Source organism: Paenibacillus sp. p3-SID1389, from assembly GCF_025151705.1.
GTDB lineage: Bacteria > Bacillota > Bacilli > Paenibacillales > Paenibacillaceae > Fontibacillus > Fontibacillus phoenicis.
This window is the reverse complement of record NZ_JALXVO010000002.1, coordinates 179,268-198,931: the sequence shown is the minus strand read 5'-3', so window position 1 is coordinate 198,931 and position 19,664 is coordinate 179,268. Positions and strand designations below refer to the sequence as shown.

Sequence of the window (19,664 nt, the reverse complement as noted above, 5' to 3'; positions counted from 1 at the left end):
TCGATTCCTGGTATCACCAGGTTTTATAAACGTCGTCGTTTTCCTGCTTGGCGTTATTTTTGGCAGGAGGGGTTATGTCGGAAGCAGCAACTGCAGCCGCAGTTTCTTTCAATGCCTCGTTGTCGACCTTGTCCGATCCGCCCATTTTACTGGTCCCTTCAAACACGCTGCCTTCTTCAATGGAAAGGGAAGAGGCGACCATGTTCCCGAACAGCTTGCCTTTGGATGTGATCGATAGCTTGTTTTTCGCATGAACGTTGCCGTTGACGGTGCCGGCGATGATGATATTGCGGGCCAAAATATTAGAATGGACCACGCCCTTCTCCCCAACCGTCACATCGCCTTCGCATTCGATGTCGCCGGTGATTTGCCCTTCGATGCGCACACCGGCGTCCGAGCGGATTTTTCCTTCAAAAATGCTGCCTTCCCCGATCAAAGTATCTGTCGTGTTCGGGTCCAGCTTCACGGATTTTGCATTATTCCTTAATTTCATGGATCACTCTTCCTCTCCGGGTTTTCTAAGTAATTGGCCGGATCGACCGTACTGCCGTTCTTGACGACCTCAAAGTGCAGATGGGGTCCGGTGCTGCGGCCGGTGGAGCCTAGCTCCGCAATGATCTCGCCTTGTTTGACGGTGGCGCCAACCTTGGTCAAAATTTTGCTCAAATGCATATAGTTCGTTTTCAATCCCGAGGGATGGGAAATCGTGACATAGTTGCCGCGAGCGCTGGTGCGTCCGGTTTCGATGACCTTGCCGTTGGCTGCAGCATAAATGGGGTCGCCGATGCTCCCCCCGATATCCATTCCGGCATGCTTCGTTAACCGCCCGGTAAATGGATCTTCCCGTTCACCGTAATCGGAAGTGACCCGGGTGGAATCTGTAGGCCAATAGGTTGGCAAGATCGCCATCAGCGCCTTGTATTCCTCGACGGCCACTTTGGTCTGCTCCAGCCGCTGCTGTAAACCGGGCATCTCCTTCAGCGAGGTAGTAATGCTCTCCTTCGTCTCCTGAACCCAATTCGCGATGTCCTGATCGGTCAGCGGAATCGATTCTCCGCCAACTCCGCCTTCGTCAGCGAGGGAGGCCTTCGCCGGAGTGCTGGTAGCGGCTGCTGTTTTGTCCTTCGCTTTGCCGGCCCCACTGTTCGTTAGCGATTGAAGCTCGGCTTCCAATTGCTCCAGTTCGCTCATTTTCGATTCGATCGTTTTCGATTTTTCCGACAGTTCCATCAGCTCATTTAACAGCCGGTCAATCTCCTGCTCCTTGTTGACGACGGTGTTCCTGAACTGGTTCGACGAATCCGACAGCTGGGCTTCAAGCGTCCCAATCCGGTTCGTGTGGGTGCGGTTCATCGCATATAGGACCAATACCGAAGTGAGCAGCGCAGCTGCAGCGACCAGAATGGCCAATAAGTAGAAAAAGCGAAATTTTAAACGGAACACGGGGCTGGTACCTTCCGGTACAATGAGCAGTGTGTAGCGCCGGTTCACGTTTTTTTTGAATCGAAACTTCATTTCTTCCTCCTGATCATCTTGAGTTGAGCCTGTCATTATGTAGGACCAAGATCATATCTTTCTAATGCCAATACAACTATTTCGGCAAATTGTGGCAAATCCCTTTTTCATTTAAAAAAATTTTGTAACTATTTTCACGGGTAAAGCAGGAATTTGTCGAAGGGAAGCGAAATGAGAAATGATTGGAAATGTCTTATTTCCTAGATGTGAGGAGGTAATTATGATCAGAATTGCCGGAATCGACGTTGGCAATGACAGCGTTAAGGTAGTAGTTGACGGTTCGCAACGACCGATCATTATTCCGAGTATCGTTTCTCCCGGATATGATAGACATGTGCTGCAAGAAGAGGACTCTCCGCTGAAGGCGCTGGATGTTCGAGTCTATAGCCCTAAATTAAAGAGAAATAACCAGCGGTATTTCGTAGGCCTATTAGCGATGGAGGACCAGGACAACTCCGAACTGGAGGAAACGGACAACAAAGCGACCAGCGATCAGTCTCTGGTCGTGGCGCTGACGGCGTTAGCCTATGCGGCCCTTGCCGGACAAACCTATCCGACCACGGGAACCGGGATCGAAGAGGTGGAATACATTCTTGGTACCGGGTTGCCGGTACGCACTTATGTGGCCTTTCACAAAGCGTTCGAGGAGCGGTTAACCGGGGAGCACGAAGTGACGTTCCTGTCCACGCCGGAGCTGCGCGGGCGTACGGTGCGCATTAACATCCGCCGTACGATCGTTTCGGTCGAGGGGGCGGCTGCCCTGTTCCATTTGGCCACAAACGATACGCTACAAGTACGGAACGAAGAACTGCATAACGGCTGCATCGGGATTTGCGAGATCGGCGCCTTGACCACCGATTTCCCGGTGGTGAAGCGGATGAATATCGATAATCAGTTCAGTACCGGTGAGCAGTTTGGCCTCGCTACATATCTGGATTCGATTATCCGCGATGTTGAGGATCAGTTCGGTTATCGCTTCCCGAGCCGTACGAAGCTGATCGGGCGCATCCGCAACCGTGAGTTCATCATCCAAAGAGTAGGGGAAGGACAAGCGGACATCCGGCCAATTGTTGACATGTATTTTAGCCGGGCGGCCCAGAAGCTGGTCGATCTGATCCGCAAGCGGTGGAAGAAATACCCCGATATCGAATGCTTCTACGTGCTTGGCGGCGGCGCGGCAGCGCTGAAATCGTACCTGATCGAAGCGGCTGGCCCGATGCGTTTGCGGTTTGAAGAGAATAGCGAGATTCTGAACGTGCAGGGTTACTTGAAGCTGGCCAAGAACAAGGCAGGGCAACAACCTAACCCGGCGTAAAACTCCTAGTCATTGTCCCGGCGGTGTGTGTACCGCCGGATTTTTTTTGGTTTTGAAGCTCCTGGAACCGGTGATATTCTTTAAATTTAATCCTTCAGGTATAATAAGGAAAAACCGAAGGAGGCTGGGAGCCGTGAGCTACTAAAATACCTTTATTCGCTTGTCGGCTGATTGCCCCGTGGACGCGGGATCGTCCCGATGTCGACGAGAGCTGCGAAACCAGCCCATCTCATTCAATATGAGCTGCAAGCTGGTTTGGATATACACAAGAGTCCTGATGGAGGGATCACAATGGGGAAAATGTTTGATTCGTTGTTGCCGGAGCATGAAGCGTTTTATTCGCCGGCAGCATCTCTTTTTTGTGGTCTCAGCACCGCTAAGTGCCGAGGGGCATGTTAATCTGTCGCCCAAAGGGGAAGATGCGCTTCGGATTCTGTTGCCTAACGAGGTTGCTTACTTGGATTTGACAGGCAGCGCGAACGAAACGGCAGCCCGTCAGCCTGGACGGCTTGCCGTCGTCGTTCGCTGAGTAGAGCAATATAGGAGAGATGAAACATGATGGAGGAAATTCAAGGGGAATTGTACACGGTGGAGACGATGCAGGCGGATTTGAGGGCTCTAGGCGTGAAGGAAGGAGTTACGCTGCTCGTCCATTCCTCGTTTAAAGCGTTAGGAAAGTGGGTGTGCGGCGGTCCTGCGGCGGTCGTCCTTGCTTTGGAGGCGGCGCTGGGCGAGCAAGGCACCTTGGTGATGCCAACCCATTCGAGCGACCTTGGGGATCCGGCCCGCTGGCAGAATCCGCCGGTGCCTCAGGCGTGGTGGGATACGATTCGCGAGCAGATGCCGGCCTACGATCCTGACCTGACCCCGCTATGGTATATGGGCGTCATCCCAGACACGTTTCGCCGGCAGAAGGGCACGATTCGCAGCGGTCATCCGCAGGTGTCGTTTGCAGCCAGAGGCCGAGAGGCCCTGAAGATCACGGCAGATCACGGCTTGGAGTTCGGGCTGGGTGAGCGCTCGCCGCTCGCGCGGATTTACGAGCTGCGCGGAGAGGTTTTGCTGCTTGGAGTAGGGCACGAGAACAATACGTCGATCCATTTGGCGGAGTGCCGGGCGAACTATCCAGGGAAGCAGACCTACACGGCCAAGGCGCCGTTGCTGGTGAATGGGGAAAGACGTTGGGTAGAATTTACCGAGCTGGAGTACGATTCAGAGGATTTTGAGCGGCTGGGCGCCGACTTTGCGCGGGACACCGGGTTGGTGAAGCAGGGACAAGTAGCCGGGGCCACCGCGCTGCTGATGCCCCAACGGGAATTGGTAGATTATGCGGTAGGATGGTTGGAGCGCCACCGGGTTTCATAGGATACCGGATTGTGTTCCAGTTCCCATTTTATTGGTATAGCTGCCCACCTCTGCTGAAGAAGTGGTTTGACGATGTCCTGACTTTCGGCTTTCGTTGCTTACAGTGTCAAACATGCGAGTGAGGCGGATCTGGCACATGAAGCAGAAAAGGATGGGGAATTTATCCGGTCGCCAAGAGCCGTACTCGTCCATTGATTCTAAAATAAAGGGACAGCCTCGTAGAGCTTGGAAGCTCTCTCGGGACTGTCCCTATTGTATTGCTCGATGATGATGTTCCGCTGGATTCTGCGGTTAACGTGCTGCATCCTCGTCGAATCCGTACTCGACCTCAAGGTCCCAACCAAGCATCCCGCCCAGAAAATTGTGAACCCGTTCAAAGCCCTGCGCCTGCAAGTAACGAGCTACCTCGTAGCTGCGTGAACCGCTGCGGCACACAAACACATATTCCTGCTTCGGATCGAGCTCATCCAGCCGGTCCGGAATTTCACCCATTGGGATTAATGGAATCCCGGGAATATGACCGGCTTCGTATTCAAACGGCTCGCGCACGTCGATTACGATCGTTTCGTTGGCGGGATCCTGAAGCAAGGCGTGCAGTTCGTCCTTATCGATATGGGAGATGCCTCCGATCATTTGGGGCATGGTATCAGTCCTCTTTTCCATAGAGTAGGATAGTAGATTACTTCTTTCGTTTAACCTTCGGCGCCTGTCGGCTCGTTAAAAATCCCCATGCTCAAGTATCTCTCCCCGGTATCCGGTGCGATGCATAATACGCGTTTGCCAGGGCCTAACCGTCTGGCTAATTGGATTCCTGCCCACACCGAAGCTCCGGACGACGGCCCAACTAAGATGCCCTCGCGAGCGGCCAAGCGCCGCGTCGTCTCCAGTGCATCTTCATCGCTGACTTGGACGATCTCGTCATAGATGGCGGTATTCAGCACCGGCGGGATAAACCCGGGGCTGGTTCCCACCAGCTTGTGCGGCCCCGGCTCTCCGCCGGACAGCACTGGCGAGCCTTGCGGCTCAACAACGGTGATATGGAGGTTTGGGATCTTACTTCGCAAATATTCCCCGGTCCCGGTAATCGTGCCGCCCGTGCCAGCCGTTGCGACAAACCCGTCGAGCCGGCCTTCCATTTGCTGCACGATCTCCGGCCCGGTGGTAAGCCGGTGAATTTCCGGATTCGCAGGGTTCTGGAACTGCTGCGGCATAAAGCTGCCGGGGATTTGGGCCAGCAGTTCTTTGGCTTTGGCGATCGCACCGGGCATCCGCTGCGCTGCAGGCGTCAACACGACTTCAGCTCCGTAAGCCTGCAGCAGGCGAATCCGTTCCTTCGTCATGTTGTCCGGCATGACCAGAATGATCCGATACCCTTTGGCTGCGGCGTTCATAGCCAGCCCAATGCCCGTATTCCCGCTGGTCGGCTCGATGATCGTGGCGCCGGGAGTGAGCAGACCTGCTTGTTCGGCCGTCCTGAGCATGTGGGCAGCCGCCCGGTCCTTGACGCTTCCGCTTGGATTGGCAAACTCCAGCTTGACGTATACGTCCGCATCCTGCGGTGAGACGAGCCGGTTTAATTTGACGACCGGAGTCTCGCCGATCAAGTCGGTGACGTTACGGACCGTTTTACGAGTCATGGCGGTTTGGCCCCTCTCTCTTAAATTTAAAGTTATTTTATTATTCTACTCGGGAACCTCTTATGGTTTCAAGCAAGCGCCCCTTGGAGAGCAGAATAAAGCCGGGCAACCCAACGCGTGGGGCCCGGCAGAATAGGATCGAGCTGGATTTTCAGACCTTTGCGTTACCAAGTGGATAAAGCGGTCCGTTTCCAGGTGTCTTTCGCAACGCAGACGTAAATATAGTTCTCATCCCAGGCGATATCTCCGGGGTTCCCTGGAGCCTTGGAGGAAGCCGGCGTGCGGGACTCGCGAATACGGATGCCGTCCCCCTGGATATCCAGTGCACTTTGCGGATCCTCTGTGCCGATACCAACTTGGCCGTTCTCGCGTTTGACCGTAAGCGCACTGTCGATCGCTTCTCCTTTATCCGAATAACGGATCAGGTTAAAATCCGCTCCGGCGTTGTTGCCGCTGAGCTCAGCGCTGTTGGCGCGCAGGCTCCAGAGCGGAGCCGTGGCATTATCCTTGCCGGTGACGGCGAATTGTACATCCCGATTACCTTCGCCAGCTACCCGCAAAATGCCGTCCATGACGTTGAAGTTGGACGAATGGGTGCGAATCTCTGCGACGTCGGTATCATAAGGGATTTCCAGGCGGGTAAACAGCTGATCCTTATATTCCCCAGTCGGCGACATCGTGGTTTCGATCGAAATATGCTTATGATCATGTTGTTCCGGATTGTTCGCTTTATCATGCGAGATAATCGCCGTTTTGTCTTTGCCTTCCTCATCGGCCCAAGCGATTGCCGGTTTGGCGCGGTCTCCTGTCCATTGCAGACGGATCAGGTCGGACAGATGGCCTTCACTTTCGATCCATTGCTTATTCGTTGACAGATGGAGCCGTTCGTTTTCCGGAAGGGCCAGACCTCCGCCAGGCAGCTTGGATTCCGTAAAAGGGGAAGTCGTGGAAGAAGCGCCTTTGGATGTGCCAAGCATTTGGCATCCTCCCACAAAGATGAGGCTGACGCCCAGTGCGGCGATTGAAGCGCATTTGACAAATTTCATTCCATTCTCTCCTTTTCGGTGAATATTTGACGGCGAATGTGTTTTTTCGGCCGCAACTCTACTAGAGATCATAAAGATTTTAAAATACGCAGGGCAATAGGCATTTCGAATGGTTTCAAGAGGCGCAGCTGAGAGATCATCACGAAATGAAAGAAAAATGGGAAGGAAGCATCAGAAGCTTGGGATGGTTGTGAAGCAAAACATCAGCTTGGAGAAAGTTGAGGAGATAGACCTAAGACGAAAGTTTTGTCAAGTTGTGGACAAGCTTATCCACAACTTGTTAGCTATCTTTGTGAAAAAAGGATGAAAGCTTGGTGTACCAGTGAATTGAGCAGGTTTCAGAAAATGATTTGTTGTGTTTTCAGAAAACTGTGGATATTGTGAATAATTTAGTGGATAAAACTAGCATGCGACAAAAAACGACGATATCCCCGCGAAAAAACGGCCCAGCGGGCCGTCTTGAAGTTTTGTTGATTCTGCATAATGGGGATAAAGTTGTGAATAACTTGAACGAGAAAAAATGAACAATTGTTTAAAAAATTGTGACCTTACCCCTCGGCCAGCGCTTCCCATTCTTCATAGGCGGAGGAGAGCTGTTCTTTCCTACGGTCGATCCCGTCTTGCCGTTCTTGAACCGCCGTATAATCCTGATACACCTCGGGGAGGGCCAGTTCGTTTTCGAGCTCGGCGATTTCTTCCTCCAGCTTGGAGATCAGCGCCTCCAGCTGCTCGATGCGGCGTTGGCGGTTTCGCTCCTCCCGTTTGGCCTGCTTATCGGCTTCATAGGAAGCGGCGCCGGACTTGGCGGCAGGTGCCTCCGGCTCGGCTTGTTTTTGAGCGGAATTTACGGATGCTTTCGCGGTCCCGGCGTTCGTCTGATCGGCGGCGAGTTCGGCAAGCTCCTGTTTTTTTGCCAAATAATCATCATAATTACCCAAGAAATGTTCTGCACCGTTCGGATGCAGTTCGACAATCCGCTCGGCCATCTTGTTCAGGAAGTAACGGTCATGGGAAATGAACAGCAGCGTCCCGTCGTATTCGATTAATGCGGACTCCAGCACTTCCTTACTGAATAGGTCCAAATGGTTGGTCGGTTCGTCCAGGATCAGCACGTTGGCCTTTAACAGCATCAGCTTGGCCAGCGCAACCCGAGCTTTCTCACCGCCGCTTAACGCCGCTACCTTCTTGAGCACGTCGTCGCCGCTGAACAGGAAATTGCCCAGTACGCTGCGAATCCGGGCTTCTTCGATGTGGGGAAATGCGCCCCACACTTCCTCCAGCACGGTGTTGGCCGGGTTCAGATGCGTTTGTTCCTGGTCGTAATAACCGATCTTGACCTTAGCTCCCCAGGTGATGGTCCCATCCGTTGGCTGCAACTCGCCGGTCAGGATTTTCAGTAAAGTCGACTTCCCGATCCCGTTAGGTCCGATCAAGGCAACCGTTTCACCGCGGTACAGGTCGAAGTTAACGTTTTGGAATAACGGTTTGGATTTGTCCGCAAACGCGTAGGACAGGCTGTTGACGTGCAGCACTTCCTTGCCGGTCATCACTTCGGCCTCGAAGGAGAAGCTTGCGCGTTTCGGATCGCCGAGCGGTCGGTCCAGGATTTCCATCTTCTCCAACGCTTTGCGCCGGCTTTGCGCCCGCTTCGTTGTGGAAGCCCGAACGATGTTCTTCTGAATAAATGCCTCCATCCGGGCGATTTCATCCTGCTGTTTCTCATATTGCTTCAGCTGGCTTTCGTATTCCGCCGCCTTCAGCTCGATATACCGGCTGTAGTTGCCCGTGTAGCGGCGCGATTGATGGCGTTCAATCTCTACGATAGCCGTGACAAGCCGGTCTAAGAAATAGCGGTCATGCGAAACGACCAGCAGGGCGCCGGAATAATTGCGCAAATAATCCTCGAGCCAGGTTAACGTTTCGATATCGAGATGGTTGGTTGGTTCGTCCAGCATTAGCAGGTCAGGAGCTTGGAGCAAAATCCGGGCAAGAGCGAGCCGGGTCTTCTGCCCGCCGCTTAACGTTGCGATAGGGGTGTCCGGCGCAAAATCGCCAAATCCCATGCCGTGCAGCACCATCCGGATGCGGGTTTCCATTTCATAGCCGCCGTGGTCTTTGAACCAATCGGATTTCAGCGCATAGCGGTCGAGCAATTCCTGGTGCGCTTTCTCATCCCGGGCCAGTTCCGGATCGGCAATCTGCTCCTCCATCCGGCGCAGCTCGCGTTCCGTTTCGATCAGCGGGGCGAACACGGCCAGCATCTCTTCCCAGATGGTGCGGTCCGATTGCAATCCGCTGTTTTGCGCCAAGTACCCGATCGTTGTCTCTTTGGCTTTGAAAATTTGTCCTCCGTCATAAGAGAGTTCGCCCGCCAAAATTTGCAGAAACGTCGATTTGCCCGCGCCGTTGACGCCTACGAGACCGATCCGGTCCCGTTCGAGCACCTGCAGGTTAATGCCTTCCAGCACGGGGGTCACGCCGTACAATTTCGTAATGTTCGAAGCTTGAAGCAGCATAACGGTTTCGATCCTCCAAAAAAAGATTTGCAGTCTGTGCATGATAAATAGAACAGATTCGGTGAAACACGTACCTTCAGTGTACATGAAACCAACGCGAAATGCATCGCTGATTGCTTGAAAGTTCAGCTTTTGCAAAGTGGATGCTTTAGTTTTCATTTTGATATAACAATGATACACTAAGGAAGAGATCAGCCGGGTTCGTCCAAGCCTCTTGAACGAGGGCCGGCTAACGTGAGCCGGGAACGGAAAGGGAGGTTACACATGGAGCCAGCGGATGCCAAAAAGGAGCTGCGCCAGCAAATGCTGGCGGTTCGCGCTCAAATCCCGGACGCTTCCCGGTCAGAACAATCACTGGCTGCCAGCCGGATCGCGGAGCTGGAGGTGCTAAAGCCCTTGCGGGCACGGCGCGGCGGGAAGCTGAACGTGTTCTGCTATGTTTCTTTCCGGGACGAGCCGGATACTCGGCCTTTACTGGCCAGCTGCCAGGCCCAAGGGGACCGGTTGCTTGTGCCGAAGATTGGTGCACAGCGGAGCCTAACCTTGCATGAGTTGACGGGGATGGCTGACTTAGTACCTGGCACCTGGGGAATTCCGGAGCCGGCAGCGCATACGGCCATTTGGCCTCCCGAGCGCTACCCCGAGATCGACGTCATTGTGGTTCCGGGGCTGGCTTTTGACCCGAAGGGGGGGCGCATTGGATTTGGCGGCGGGTATTACGATCGCCTGATCGACGAATTGTCCCGTCGCAGCGGCGGCTTAAGTCAGGTCGTCCTAGGCGCCCTCGCCTTGGAGGAGCTGATCCTGCCGGAGGCGATTCCGATGGAATCGCATGACTTCCGTTTGGATCTGCTGTTTACGGCAAAAGGAACGATATATATGAAGGAAAGTAGTGATAAGCTTGGCAAACTCGGAATCAGGGCAAGGCATGACGCATTTTAATGAACAAGGACGCGCCCGCATGGTGGACATTTCCGGGAAATCGGCGACCGTCCGCGAAGCCGTGGCGGAGACGAAAATCTCCATGCTTCCATCAACCCTCGAGGCAATTAAGGAAGGGCGGATCGGCAAAGGGGATGTGCTGGCCGTAGCCCAGGTCGCGGGGATTCAAGGGGCCAAGCGGACGTCCGATTGGATTCCGATGTGTCACCCGCTTGCGCTCACCGGCGTCAACATTACGTTTGACGATAACGGCCGGGACGAGCTGTATATTGAAGCCACGGTGAAGACGGAAGGTAAAACCGGCGTGGAGATGGAGGCGCTCACCGCAGTGTCTGCCGCGGCGCTGACCGTGTATGACATGTGCAAAGCGCTGCAAAAGGACATGGTCATCGGTCCGACGCTGCTGCGCTCGAAGTCAGGCGGCAAAAGCGGGGATTACGTGCGTTCGTAATATTTGCGGCGGCTGCTGGATTTTGATATAGATAAAGAAGATAGTTTGCAGTTGGAAATCAGCATGAATCGACATGATCCGGCATTACGTTGGACTTCAAAGGGAGTTCCTATATGGATGAGGAGGGTGACTTCATGGTTTGGAAAACAGCGATCCTTACCGCCAGCGACAAAGGAGCAAGGGGAGAACGTGAAGATACGAGCGCCCAAGTAATCCGTGAGCTGGTGGAGGAGGAATTGGGCGGCGAGATCGTGGAATATCGGATCGTCCCCGATGAACCGGATGAAATTATCGCCGCACTGATTGAAATGACCGATTATTTTCACGCTGATTTGGTGCTGACAACGGGGGGGACGGAGCTGGCGATTCGGGACGTGACGCCGGAAGCCACAAGGCGGGTGATCGAACGTGAAGTGCCCGGGATGGCGGAGGCCATGAGGTACCGGTTGATGCAGAAGAACCCTGCGGCGATGCTGTTTCGGGGAATCGTCGGCATTCGCGGACGGACGCTGATCGTGAATTTGCCGGGAACGCCCAAAGGCGTGCACGAAAATTTGGCAGCGATCATGGATCAACTGCCGGAAGCGTTGCTGATGGTGACGGGGCAATTCCGTTTATAATTCGATTTTCGTTTACACATTTACGGGCTTTATTTTTCTACTACTTCGCGAAGTTGTTAAAGAAATAGACTGTAACTGTGATATTCGTTATGGTATGATGTGGGCGAGTGATTTTATCGGAAGACCTTGTCGATTTCTATGCCGTAACGAAAGGAGAATTACCCATGAGCGCAGGCGGATTTTTGTTGATTGTGATCGCGGCGTTGCTGCTATTTGGTCCAAATAAATTACCTGATCTGGGGCGGGCGGTTGGACGCACGTTCCGTGAATTCAAAGAGGCGACCCGGGATATTGTGGATGATCAGCCGGAAGCCAGAAGAGCGGAACCCGCACCGCAACCGCAGGCAGAGGGCCCCAAACCGGACGACCGCCGTCTTCCCGAATAACCGGGAGCAGCAAGTCAGTTGCATAGGCGTAACCTTGATCCCTTCCTTAGCGGAGGGATTTTGCTTGAGATGGGACGGGAAGCCCGGCGGGGAAAGGAGAACCTGAGATGTCGGAGAAAGACAAAGCGCAAAGTCTCGTAGATCATTTGACAGAACTGCGTCGGCGATTGGTAGCGGTTTGCATCGTGTTTGTCGTGGTGCTGGTGGCGGCATTTTTCGTCGTCGATCCGATCTACCACTTTTTGACGAGAAACGCCATATCCGGCGTGACCATCGAATTAAACGCTTTTTCGTTCTGGGACGGCGTTGGCGTGTATATGAAAATTGCGATGCTGGTTGCATTTGGGATCACGCTGCCCTTTACGTTATACCAGGTGTGGGCGTTTGTCAGCCCTGGCCTGAAGCCCCAGGAACGCAGAGCGACCGCGAAGTACATCCCTTATGTGTTCGTCTTTTTCCTGGCGGGCCTAGCCTTTGGTTATTACGTGGTGTTCCCGCTGGCGATGACGTTTACCGGTTCGCTGAACAAGGAGCTGGGACTCGTCGAGACCTACGGAATGGCTGACTATTTCAAATTTCTGACCAACATCGTGTTGCCGATTTCGTTGTTGTTCGAGCTGCCGTTGATCATTTTGTTTCTAACGCAGCTGCGAATCTTAACGCCGCTTCGGCTGAAGAAGATGCGCCGGGTCGCGTATTTCGCGCTGGTGGTCATCTCGGTGATGATCACGCCGGCGGACTTGTTCTCCGCCTTCCTGGTGCTGATCCCGCTCATTCTGCTTTATGAGCTGAGCGTGCTCTTGTCCAAGCGGGTTTATGCGAAGCAGCAGGCGGTGGATGCGGTACGGGCGGAAATCTATAAATGAGAGAACGCGCCTTCGCATAAGCGGGGCGCGTTTTTCTTTTGCCCGCTGGGGGCTTTGGCGCTGGGGTTCGTGTGGGCCGCAGTTGTAGAGGTGGAGTCGCCGCTCAGCCGCTGTTGTCCGCTCTTTGCCCTGATTGGAGCGAAGAGAAGGTGGTAGCAAATGGCTCCCAAAGCACTAGCGTTGCAATAAAACGCGTTACAAAGTCATGTCAGTCCCGGTGCGGGTTTGCTGTTGCGGTGAGCGAGTGCTGTCACGTGAGCAAGCCACTGTAACTTGAGCGAGCCACTGCCATGTGAGCGAGTCGATCTCGCGGTGAGGGGGTCGCTGACTCGGTGAGGGAACTTGTGTGCGTTGATGGGCTCCGGCGAACACCGTTGAGGCGAACCTGCGCTCTAACGCTTGCCAGCAACGCTATTGGGCCCAAAACGGCAGCGTAGAGAATCTAACGCTTATGAGAGAGCTTATTTGCCCGTTTCGCCCTCGAAACGGGGCCCTTTGGCGCAAATAAGCTCGCTGACAAGCGTTAGAATTGAAATCCCCCTCATTTGGTCCAAATAAGCGCTGTGGCAAGCGTTAGCCGGAACTGTTCACGTCGCCCGGTGGGTTAGGAGCAGGAGCGCAGTTAGGCGCAATGCAATGAAGAGGAGACGTAGTATTAAGAGCAGTTAGAAGTAGTTAGGAGTAACTATGAACAGTTAAAAGTAACTTGCGCGACGGCAGCGTCAATAGTTGGCAACAGGGAACTCGCGGAGTAACTAAATTAGCGACCCCAGAGTCACTTGCGGAACAACAACAGTAGAACTGCAGCAGTAGTGACAGTAGTGACTGTGGCAACAACAGCAGCGACAGCCGAGACACCTGCAGCAACAGCGAACCTGCGCTCTAACGCTTGCCAGCAACGCTATTGGGCCCAAAACGGGGGCGTTGTGAATCTAACGCTTATGGGGGCTACAAACTCGACCTTTTCGCCGCCCAAACTCCCAAAGGCGGACGTAAACGCTGCTCGGCGACTTCCCCACTTTTTATGCGGCCCCAAGCCCCGGCACCAGGCCGCCGTAATCCTGCGGGCCATGCTCGTCCATTCCTTCGGAATATTTATCCAAGCTCAAGGATACAATGAGGAAGGCGCGCACTTCATCCCATGAAACAAAGAAAAAAATTTGTACAAAGGAACTTGAAATCTATTCGCAACTTGAGTAATATAAAAGTGGTTGTTAGCACTTAGGATGATTGAGTGCTAACATATATAACAACATCTACACATAACACCACATATTTAAAAGGAGGCTGTTTTTTCATGATCAAACCTTTAGGTGAACGCGTTCTCGTGCAACCGATCGAGCAAGAGGAGACAACGGCATTTGGCATCGTGCTTCCAGACACAGCCAAAGAAAAACCGCAGGAAGGTAAAGTCATCGCCGTTGGCAGCGGAACTTTGAAAGATGGCGTCCGCGTTCCGTTGGAAGTTAAAGAAGGTGACCGCGTTATTTTCTCCAAATATGCTGGCACTGAAGTGAAATATGAAGGCAAAGAATATTTGATTATGAAAGAAAGCGACATCCACGCGATCATCGGCTAATCCGCCGATTCGTATCCGAACGAATATCTACACAACTATATGGGAGGTAATTGAACAATGGCAAAAGAGATTAAATTCAGTGAAGACGCCCGCCACGCGATGCTCCGTGGGGTTGACGCTTTGGCAAACGCAGTAAAAGTAACGCTCGGTCCGAAAGGCCGCAACGTTGTGCTGGAAAAGAAATTCGGCAGCCCGCTCATCACCAATGACGGCGTAACGATCGCAAAAGAAATCGAACTGGACAACGCCTTCGAAAACATGGGCGCTCAGCTCGTCAAAGAAGTTGCGACGAAAACAAATGACGTAGCCGGTGACGGTACGACAACGGCAACGGTTCTGGCGCAAGCGCTGATCCGTGAAGGTCTGAAGAACGTTACTGCCGGCGCTAGCCCAATCGGCCTGCGTAAAGGGATCGACAAAGCGGTTCGCGCTGCAGTCGAAGAACTGAAGAAGATCTCCAAAACGATCGAAGGCAAACAATCGATCGCTCAAGTTGCTGCAATCTCCGCTGCTGACGAAGAAGTTGGCGAACTGATCGCTGAAGCCATGGAGAAAGTAGGTAAAGACGGCGTAATCACGGTTGAAGAATCCCGTGGGTTCGCAACCGAGCTTGAAGTGGTTGAAGGGATGCAATTTGACCGCGGTTATGTATCTCCTTACATGATTACGGATACGGACAAAATGGAAGCCGTACTTGAAAATCCATACATCCTGATCACCGACAAGAAGATCAGCAGCACGCAAGAAATCTTGCCAATTCTGGAGAAAATCGTACAACAATCCAGACCGCTGCTCATCATTGCCGAGGACATCGAAGGCGAAGCTCAAGCCATGCTGATCGTGAACAAACTGCGCGGTACGTTCAACGCGGTAGCTGTTAAAGCTCCTGGCTTCGGCGACCGTCGCGAAGCGATGCTGCAAGATATCGCTGCTCTGACTGGTGCCCAAGTGATCACTGAGAAACTGGGTCTGGATCTGAAGAGCACGACGATTGAGCAACTGGGTAACGCACGTCAAGTTATCGTTACGAAAGAAAATACGACGATCGTGGACGGCAGCGGCGACAAAGCCGACATCCAAGCTCGCGTCAACCAAATCCGTGCGCAACTGGAAGAAACCACTTCCGAGTTCGACAAAGAAAAACTGCAAGAACGTCTGGCTAAACTGGCTGGCGGCGTAGCCGTTATCAAAGTTGGTGCAGCTACGGAAACTGAACTGAAAGAACGCAAACTGCGCATCGAAGACGCACTGAACGCTACGCGTGCAGCTGTTGAAGAAGGTATCGTATCCGGCGGCGGTGTTGCCCTCGTGAACGTATACAACGCAGTAGCTGCGGTTGAAGCAACTGGCGACGAAAAAACGGGTGTCAACATCGTGCTTCGCGCTCTGGAAGAGCCGGTTCGTACGATCGCTGCAAACGCTGGCGAAGAAGGCTCCGTTATCGTGGATCGCCTGAAGAAAGAACCAGTCGGCATCGGCTACAACGCGGCTACTGGCGAATGGGTGAACATGATCGAAGCAGGTATCGTTGACCCTGCGAAAGTTACTCGTTCCGCATTGCAACACGCAGCTTCCGTTGCAGGCCTGTTCCTGACAACTGAAGCGGTGATCGCTGACAAACCAGAACCAGAAAAACCAGCTGCTCCAGACATGGGCGGTATGGGCGGCATGATGTAAGATAGGCTGTAGAGCCTTGTAGGGCAAGGGTTTCTTTTCGGAGAAACCCAGATTGCCCACATTTTGCCCCATGCGTAAAAGAAGACATCTTAGAGAATACGGGTCATACATCCGTGATTAGCTAAGATGTCTTTTTTTATGCGAGTAGCGATCTGTTGAGCGAGCTCTTCAAGTAACATTTTATTAATTTCACTGAGTTGGGGTGAGTAATCTGATGAAGAAAATACCTCCTGCTCTAAGATTATTAGCAATTCAAGAACTCTTTAGAAAATACACGGATGAAGATAACGAAATCACGATTCAGGAATTAATTGGATTGTTGATGCAGAAATTTCCGAATCACAGTACTCCTAGCTTAAATACAATTGAATCGGACATTACACATTTAAATGAGGCAGGATTTAAAATCCAAATTCGGCGTGGGGCGCATAATCAATTTTTTTATAAATATGTTCCTGATATAACCAGCTCTGAGTTAAGAATGATCATAGATTCAATAGCATCCGCTAAGATACTAACGGTTGATCAAACGGATAAATTAGTCAAGAAGGTCAGAGGGTTGAGTAGCCTATACTTCCAGAATGAACTTTCGAATACTGTGAAGTATGAAAATCGGATTAAAAGTACGGATGAAGGGATCATGTACCATATCATATCTCTTCATAAAGCAATAATTGAATCTAAAAAAGTACTTATCACATATGGTAGATTTAATGTCGCCAAACATTTCGTTCACTCCAACAAGGGAGAACCGTATTTGATCGAACCGTATGAATTGTATTGGAATAGCGATTACTATTATCTGATCTGCAAATATAAAGGAAGTTGGCGGCATTTTCGATTGGATAGAATTGTGGATGTAACTGTTATGTCTGAAAAATTTAAACGTGACCCTAATTTTTCGGTTGAAGAATATACTCATACCCTTTTTAACATGTATCCTGGAGACGTTAGAATAGTCGAAATTCGGTTTGAATCGCATTTAATAAATGCCGTACTGGATCGGTTCGGACTGCAAGCGGATATACAAAAAGATGGTGATAACCATTTTATCTTAAAGTTTCGGGGCGCAATTAGTGAAGGGTTGAAAAGGTGGATTCTAATTTGGGGCAGTGATGCTGAAGTTTTGTACCCGAATGATTTGAGAACTGCAATGCAAGAAGAAGCGGACAAATTTTATAAAACTTATCATAAACAACAACTTTGAAGATTATCTGTTCAAAAAGTTGTTGTTTTGTTTTTCCAGTCTCCAGATCCATTGAATTTTGAGATCAAGCGAATTTCTTTGCCTTAATAACATGATATGCTTTGATTAGCATGAATTATTTGGAGGGATGTATTAATGGGAAAACCGGTTGTATTTGGTGAATTTGTTGAGAAAAATGGTCTTACTTTGCGAAAATCCACTTACATAAAATTCGGGGAAAGCAATCGGTCCATTGGATCAGCGTTGCTTCTCAATCCCGGTTCTGCTTCTTACAGCGATGCTCAGAAGAAGGAAATTAAGCCTGATCCAACGATGCACCAGCTTATTAAAATTATTCATGGTATTTATGGTGAAAACATAACCGGCAGGTTCAATATCTATAATTTGTTTACTATCCAACAAGCCCGATCCGATCAGGCGATTGAGGAACTCGAAAAGCATGTAGAACTAAAGCGATATGATATCTATGAAGCTATTCCCTCTCTTGATGAGCTAAAAAGTCAACCCTGGATACTTATTGGGTGGGGGGTAGATCACCTAAAGCGTTGGACAACTCTGTCAACAGCAAAAAATCTTTGGAAACAGGCGATTTCTGAAGCAGGTATTCCCAGTTTCGGATTAATCCATCCCAAAAAAAAGGAATATCGCCATCCATGCCCTCATTTGGTGCAACAAAGAGAAGAATACCTTTGTGAAATCCTGAAGGAATACGATAGTAAAGTGAAGTGATCATGTCGCTATTAAACTTGATTGAAAAATTATTGCTGAGATGGGGAGCGTATAAAACCGAAAAATACAGCACTTATAAGCCTGATCCATTGAAGGGTTATTGGTTTAATAAAGGAACGGTATATAACGAGGAATGGGAATGGGTAGAATCAAATGTCACGACTCCATCCGTTAAGTATGTCGCCGTTTCGGAGTTAGTAAAAGGGAAGTATTTGATTTGTATCGTCTGCAAAGAAGATATAGAAGTAAGATCTTCCAGTTTCATTGAGTATGTAGATTGTAAAAGGGAAAAGGAATGTTACTGGGCAATAACTATGTACAAAGCGTATTATGACATTCTAGGCAAAGTTGAGACGGATGAAGAATGTGAGAAAATAATTCAACAGTTCGATGCGAATGTAAATTAATATAAGGGAGTACCTCGATGAGTGATGAACTGATCTTATCTGTAGCTGGTGAAGGTGGAGGTTATCGGTTATTTGGAACACGGGACGAAGACAGCTGGCGTTTTTTCTCAAAAAGAAATGAATCAGTAATGGGTGAGCTTTTGGATGAAGAAGATAATGATTTGCAGCCATTTTTAGAAACACAGTCTTCAGATATGGATGCTGATTTATTTGGTGCGCTTGAACAAATCAGGGGGAATTGGTATCGATTAAATCCCAAATTTATTCATCCGTTATTTGCACTGGATATATTACATTTTTTACATAGGAAAAATGGGGTCGACCTAGAGAAATGGAGATCTGCAATATTTAATCATAATCCGATAATCGAAGCAGCAAAGCAAATTAAACAATCCAAACGTCTCGTTGTTGTAACTGGTGCTGGAATGTCGGTCGATTCAGGAGTGAACGACTTCCGTTCCCGTTCGGGTTGGTGGAGACAGATCGATCCCCAAACAATAGCAAATGTTGAAGCATTAGAAAATAATTATGAGTTATTTCATGCTTTTTATAAAATGCGCATTGAACAGCTGGAACTCATAAAACCGCATGCAGGGCACGACGTTTTATGGAAGTGGGAAAAAGAAGGTAAGCTCAAGCTTATCTCAACCCAGAATGTTGACGGATTACACCAACGAGCCGGCAATCGATTTGTTGAGGAGCTTCATGGTTCAATCTTGTCTTATCGCTGTTATCAATGTGGAAAAGGCGCCTCAAAAAGTCAATTCTTAGATCGAGAGGTTTGTTCCTGCGGTGGTTTCCTGCGGCCCAATGTCGTTCTATTTGGAGAATCCCTGCCTCAACAGGCTTGGGAGAACTCATTGAGATTCATTGAAGAGGCAGATGTGGTATTGGTAATCGGCACAAGCCTGCAAGTTTATCCGGCAAGCCAACTTCCAACATTAACGAAAGGAAGGACAATTCTGCTTAACCATGAAATGATAGAGGCACAAAACCGGTTCGATACAGTGATTATAGGAAGAGCATTGGATTGTATCGTGGAAATTGATCGCTGGATGAATGCAGATGATTTGTAGATAACAAATAAGGCCGACTGGAGATGTATAATATTCACCCCCAATCCGTAATTTTTAAACATCAAACTTCTGGGAGGCCTCTTTTTTCACCAATCTTCATTTCTTTGATCTCATCCGAAAAAATTGAACCCACCAAAGACAACATCCGTTTGGCGTAAAAAATACCCAATTTTCAAGTTGACCTCGATTTGCAAATTCTAACCTAATCCCTCACCCGAAGTGATAACTCCTAATCCAATCATATTCCTTCTGATAAATAAAACATAGGCTAGTCTATGTTTTATTTCATGTCGTCAATTTATAGTTCAAATGGCACGAAAACTCATTATA

General features: G+C 50.5%; 19 protein-coding genes and 2 pseudogenes. 15 read left to right on the top strand and 6 right to left on the bottom strand.

What is annotated here, in order from left to right:
• Window positions 1–13: 13 nt before the first annotated feature.
• Together M3G15_RS01850 and M3G15_RS01845 are read right to left on the bottom strand one after the other, a co-directional pair.
• On the bottom strand, window positions 14–493 hold the full coding sequence (locus tag M3G15_RS01850) for a bactofilin family protein (protein ID WP_260069902.1): 480 nt from the start codon (window positions 491–493) through the stop codon (window positions 14–16).
• Window positions 490–1,515, bottom strand: a complete 1,026-nt coding sequence (locus tag M3G15_RS01845; RefSeq protein WP_260069901.1) for a M23 family metallopeptidase — start codon at window positions 1,513–1,515, stop codon at window positions 490–492. Before M3G15_RS01845 ends, M3G15_RS01850 begins: the two co-directional genes overlap by 4 nt.
• A gap of 220 nt (window positions 1,516–1,735) precedes the next feature.
• On the opposite strand from M3G15_RS01845, the gene M3G15_RS01840 reads away from it, so the two are divergent.
• The 4 genes and pseudogenes from M3G15_RS01840 to M3G15_RS01825 all read left to right on the top strand — a co-directional run.
• A complete protein-coding gene (locus M3G15_RS01840) occupies window positions 1,736–2,830 on the top strand; it encodes a ParM/StbA family protein (RefSeq protein ID WP_157273502.1) in 1,095 nt (364 codons plus the stop codon).
• A gap of 291 nt (window positions 2,831–3,121) precedes the next feature.
• Window positions 3,122–3,350 (top strand): annotated as a pseudogene (locus M3G15_RS01835) (pyridoxamine 5'-phosphate oxidase family protein); the annotation flags it as partial.
• 38 nt (window positions 3,351–3,388) lie between these two features.
• Entirely contained in the window at window positions 3,389–4,195 is an 807-nt protein-coding gene (locus tag M3G15_RS01830) for an AAC(3) family N-acetyltransferase (RefSeq protein WP_036646140.1), read from the top strand.
• Between the two features lie 5 nt (window positions 4,196–4,200).
• Window positions 4,201–4,287 (top strand): annotated as a pseudogene (locus tag M3G15_RS01825) (NAD(P)H-dependent oxidoreductase); the annotation flags it as partial.
• A 199-nt stretch (window positions 4,288–4,486) separates the two neighbouring features.
• Here the strand turns inward: M3G15_RS01825 and M3G15_RS01820 are convergent.
• The 4 genes from M3G15_RS01820 to M3G15_RS01805 all read right to left on the bottom strand — a co-directional run bounded on the left by M3G15_RS01820 (window position 4,487) and on the right by M3G15_RS01805 (window position 9,394).
• The gene (locus M3G15_RS01820) at window positions 4,487–4,837 is read right to left on the bottom strand and encodes a rhodanese-like domain-containing protein (RefSeq protein WP_036646112.1); all 351 of its coding nucleotides are present in this window, start codon (window positions 4,835–4,837) and stop codon (window positions 4,487–4,489) included.
• Between the two features lie 50 nt (window positions 4,838–4,887).
• Window positions 4,888–5,832: a cysteine synthase A gene (gene cysK / locus M3G15_RS01815; RefSeq protein ID WP_009226283.1), complete on the bottom strand. Its 945-nt coding sequence runs from the start codon at window positions 5,830–5,832 to the stop codon at window positions 4,888–4,890.
• 164 nt (window positions 5,833–5,996) lie between these two features.
• Window positions 5,997–6,878 (bottom strand): hypothetical protein, encoded by an 882-nt coding sequence (locus M3G15_RS01810; RefSeq protein WP_009226284.1) that lies wholly within the window; start codon window positions 6,876–6,878, stop codon window positions 5,997–5,999.
• Window positions 6,879–7,426: 548 nt separating this feature from the next.
• Window positions 7,427–9,394, bottom strand: coding sequence for an ABC-F family ATP-binding cassette domain-containing protein (locus tag M3G15_RS01805; protein WP_009226285.1), 1,968 nt, complete (start codon window positions 9,392–9,394; stop codon window positions 7,427–7,429).
• A 264-nt stretch (window positions 9,395–9,658) separates the two neighbouring features.
• On the opposite strand from M3G15_RS01805, the gene M3G15_RS01800 reads away from it, so the two are divergent.
• The 11 genes from M3G15_RS01800 to M3G15_RS01750 all read left to right on the top strand — a co-directional run bounded on the left by M3G15_RS01800 (window position 9,659) and on the right by M3G15_RS01750 (window position 19,334).
• On the top strand, window positions 9,659–10,336 hold the full coding sequence (locus tag M3G15_RS01800; protein ID WP_009226286.1) for a 5-formyltetrahydrofolate cyclo-ligase: 678 nt from the start codon (window positions 9,659–9,661) through the stop codon (window positions 10,334–10,336).
• On the top strand, window positions 10,323–10,787 hold the full coding sequence (gene moaC / locus M3G15_RS01795) for a cyclic pyranopterin monophosphate synthase MoaC (RefSeq protein ID WP_260069900.1): 465 nt from the start codon (window positions 10,323–10,325) through the stop codon (window positions 10,785–10,787). The genes M3G15_RS01800 and moaC overlap by 14 nt, the downstream gene beginning before the upstream one ends.
• 134 nt (window positions 10,788–10,921) lie before the next feature.
• Complete coding sequence (locus M3G15_RS01790) at window positions 10,922–11,407, top strand: MogA/MoaB family molybdenum cofactor biosynthesis protein (protein WP_009226288.1); 486 nt, start codon at window positions 10,922–10,924, stop codon at window positions 11,405–11,407.
• Between the two features lie 164 nt (window positions 11,408–11,571).
• On the top strand, window positions 11,572–11,793 hold the full coding sequence (locus M3G15_RS01785; protein ID WP_036646116.1) for a twin-arginine translocase TatA/TatE family subunit: 222 nt from the start codon (window positions 11,572–11,574) through the stop codon (window positions 11,791–11,793).
• A 107-nt stretch (window positions 11,794–11,900) separates the two neighbouring features.
• Window positions 11,901–12,659, top strand: coding sequence for a twin-arginine translocase subunit TatC (gene tatC / locus M3G15_RS01780; protein WP_260069899.1), 759 nt, complete (start codon window positions 11,901–11,903; stop codon window positions 12,657–12,659).
• A 1,297-nt stretch (window positions 12,660–13,956) separates the two neighbouring features.
• Window positions 13,957–14,238 (top strand): co-chaperone GroES, encoded by a 282-nt coding sequence (groES, locus tag M3G15_RS01775; RefSeq protein ID WP_016313170.1) that lies wholly within the window; start codon window positions 13,957–13,959, stop codon window positions 14,236–14,238.
• Between the two features lie 57 nt (window positions 14,239–14,295).
• On the top strand, window positions 14,296–15,915 hold the full coding sequence (gene groL, locus M3G15_RS01770) for a chaperonin GroEL (RefSeq protein ID WP_260069898.1): 1,620 nt from the start codon (window positions 14,296–14,298) through the stop codon (window positions 15,913–15,915).
• Window positions 15,916–16,129: 214 nt separating this feature from the next.
• The gene (locus M3G15_RS01765) at window positions 16,130–17,122 is read left to right on the top strand and encodes a helix-turn-helix transcriptional regulator (RefSeq protein ID WP_260069897.1); all 993 of its coding nucleotides are present in this window, start codon (window positions 16,130–16,132) and stop codon (window positions 17,120–17,122) included.
• A gap of 135 nt (window positions 17,123–17,257) precedes the next feature.
• Window positions 17,258–17,851, top strand: coding sequence for a hypothetical protein (locus M3G15_RS01760; RefSeq protein ID WP_260069896.1), 594 nt, complete (start codon window positions 17,258–17,260; stop codon window positions 17,849–17,851).
• 2 nt (window positions 17,852–17,853) lie between these two features.
• The gene (locus M3G15_RS01755; RefSeq protein ID WP_260069895.1) at window positions 17,854–18,258 is read left to right on the top strand and encodes a hypothetical protein; all 405 of its coding nucleotides are present in this window, start codon (window positions 17,854–17,856) and stop codon (window positions 18,256–18,258) included.
• 17 nt (window positions 18,259–18,275) lie between these two features.
• Entirely contained in the window at window positions 18,276–19,334 is a 1,059-nt protein-coding gene (locus tag M3G15_RS01750) for an SIR2 family NAD-dependent protein deacylase (protein ID WP_260069894.1), read from the top strand.
• Window positions 19,335–19,664: the final 330 nt, after the last annotated feature.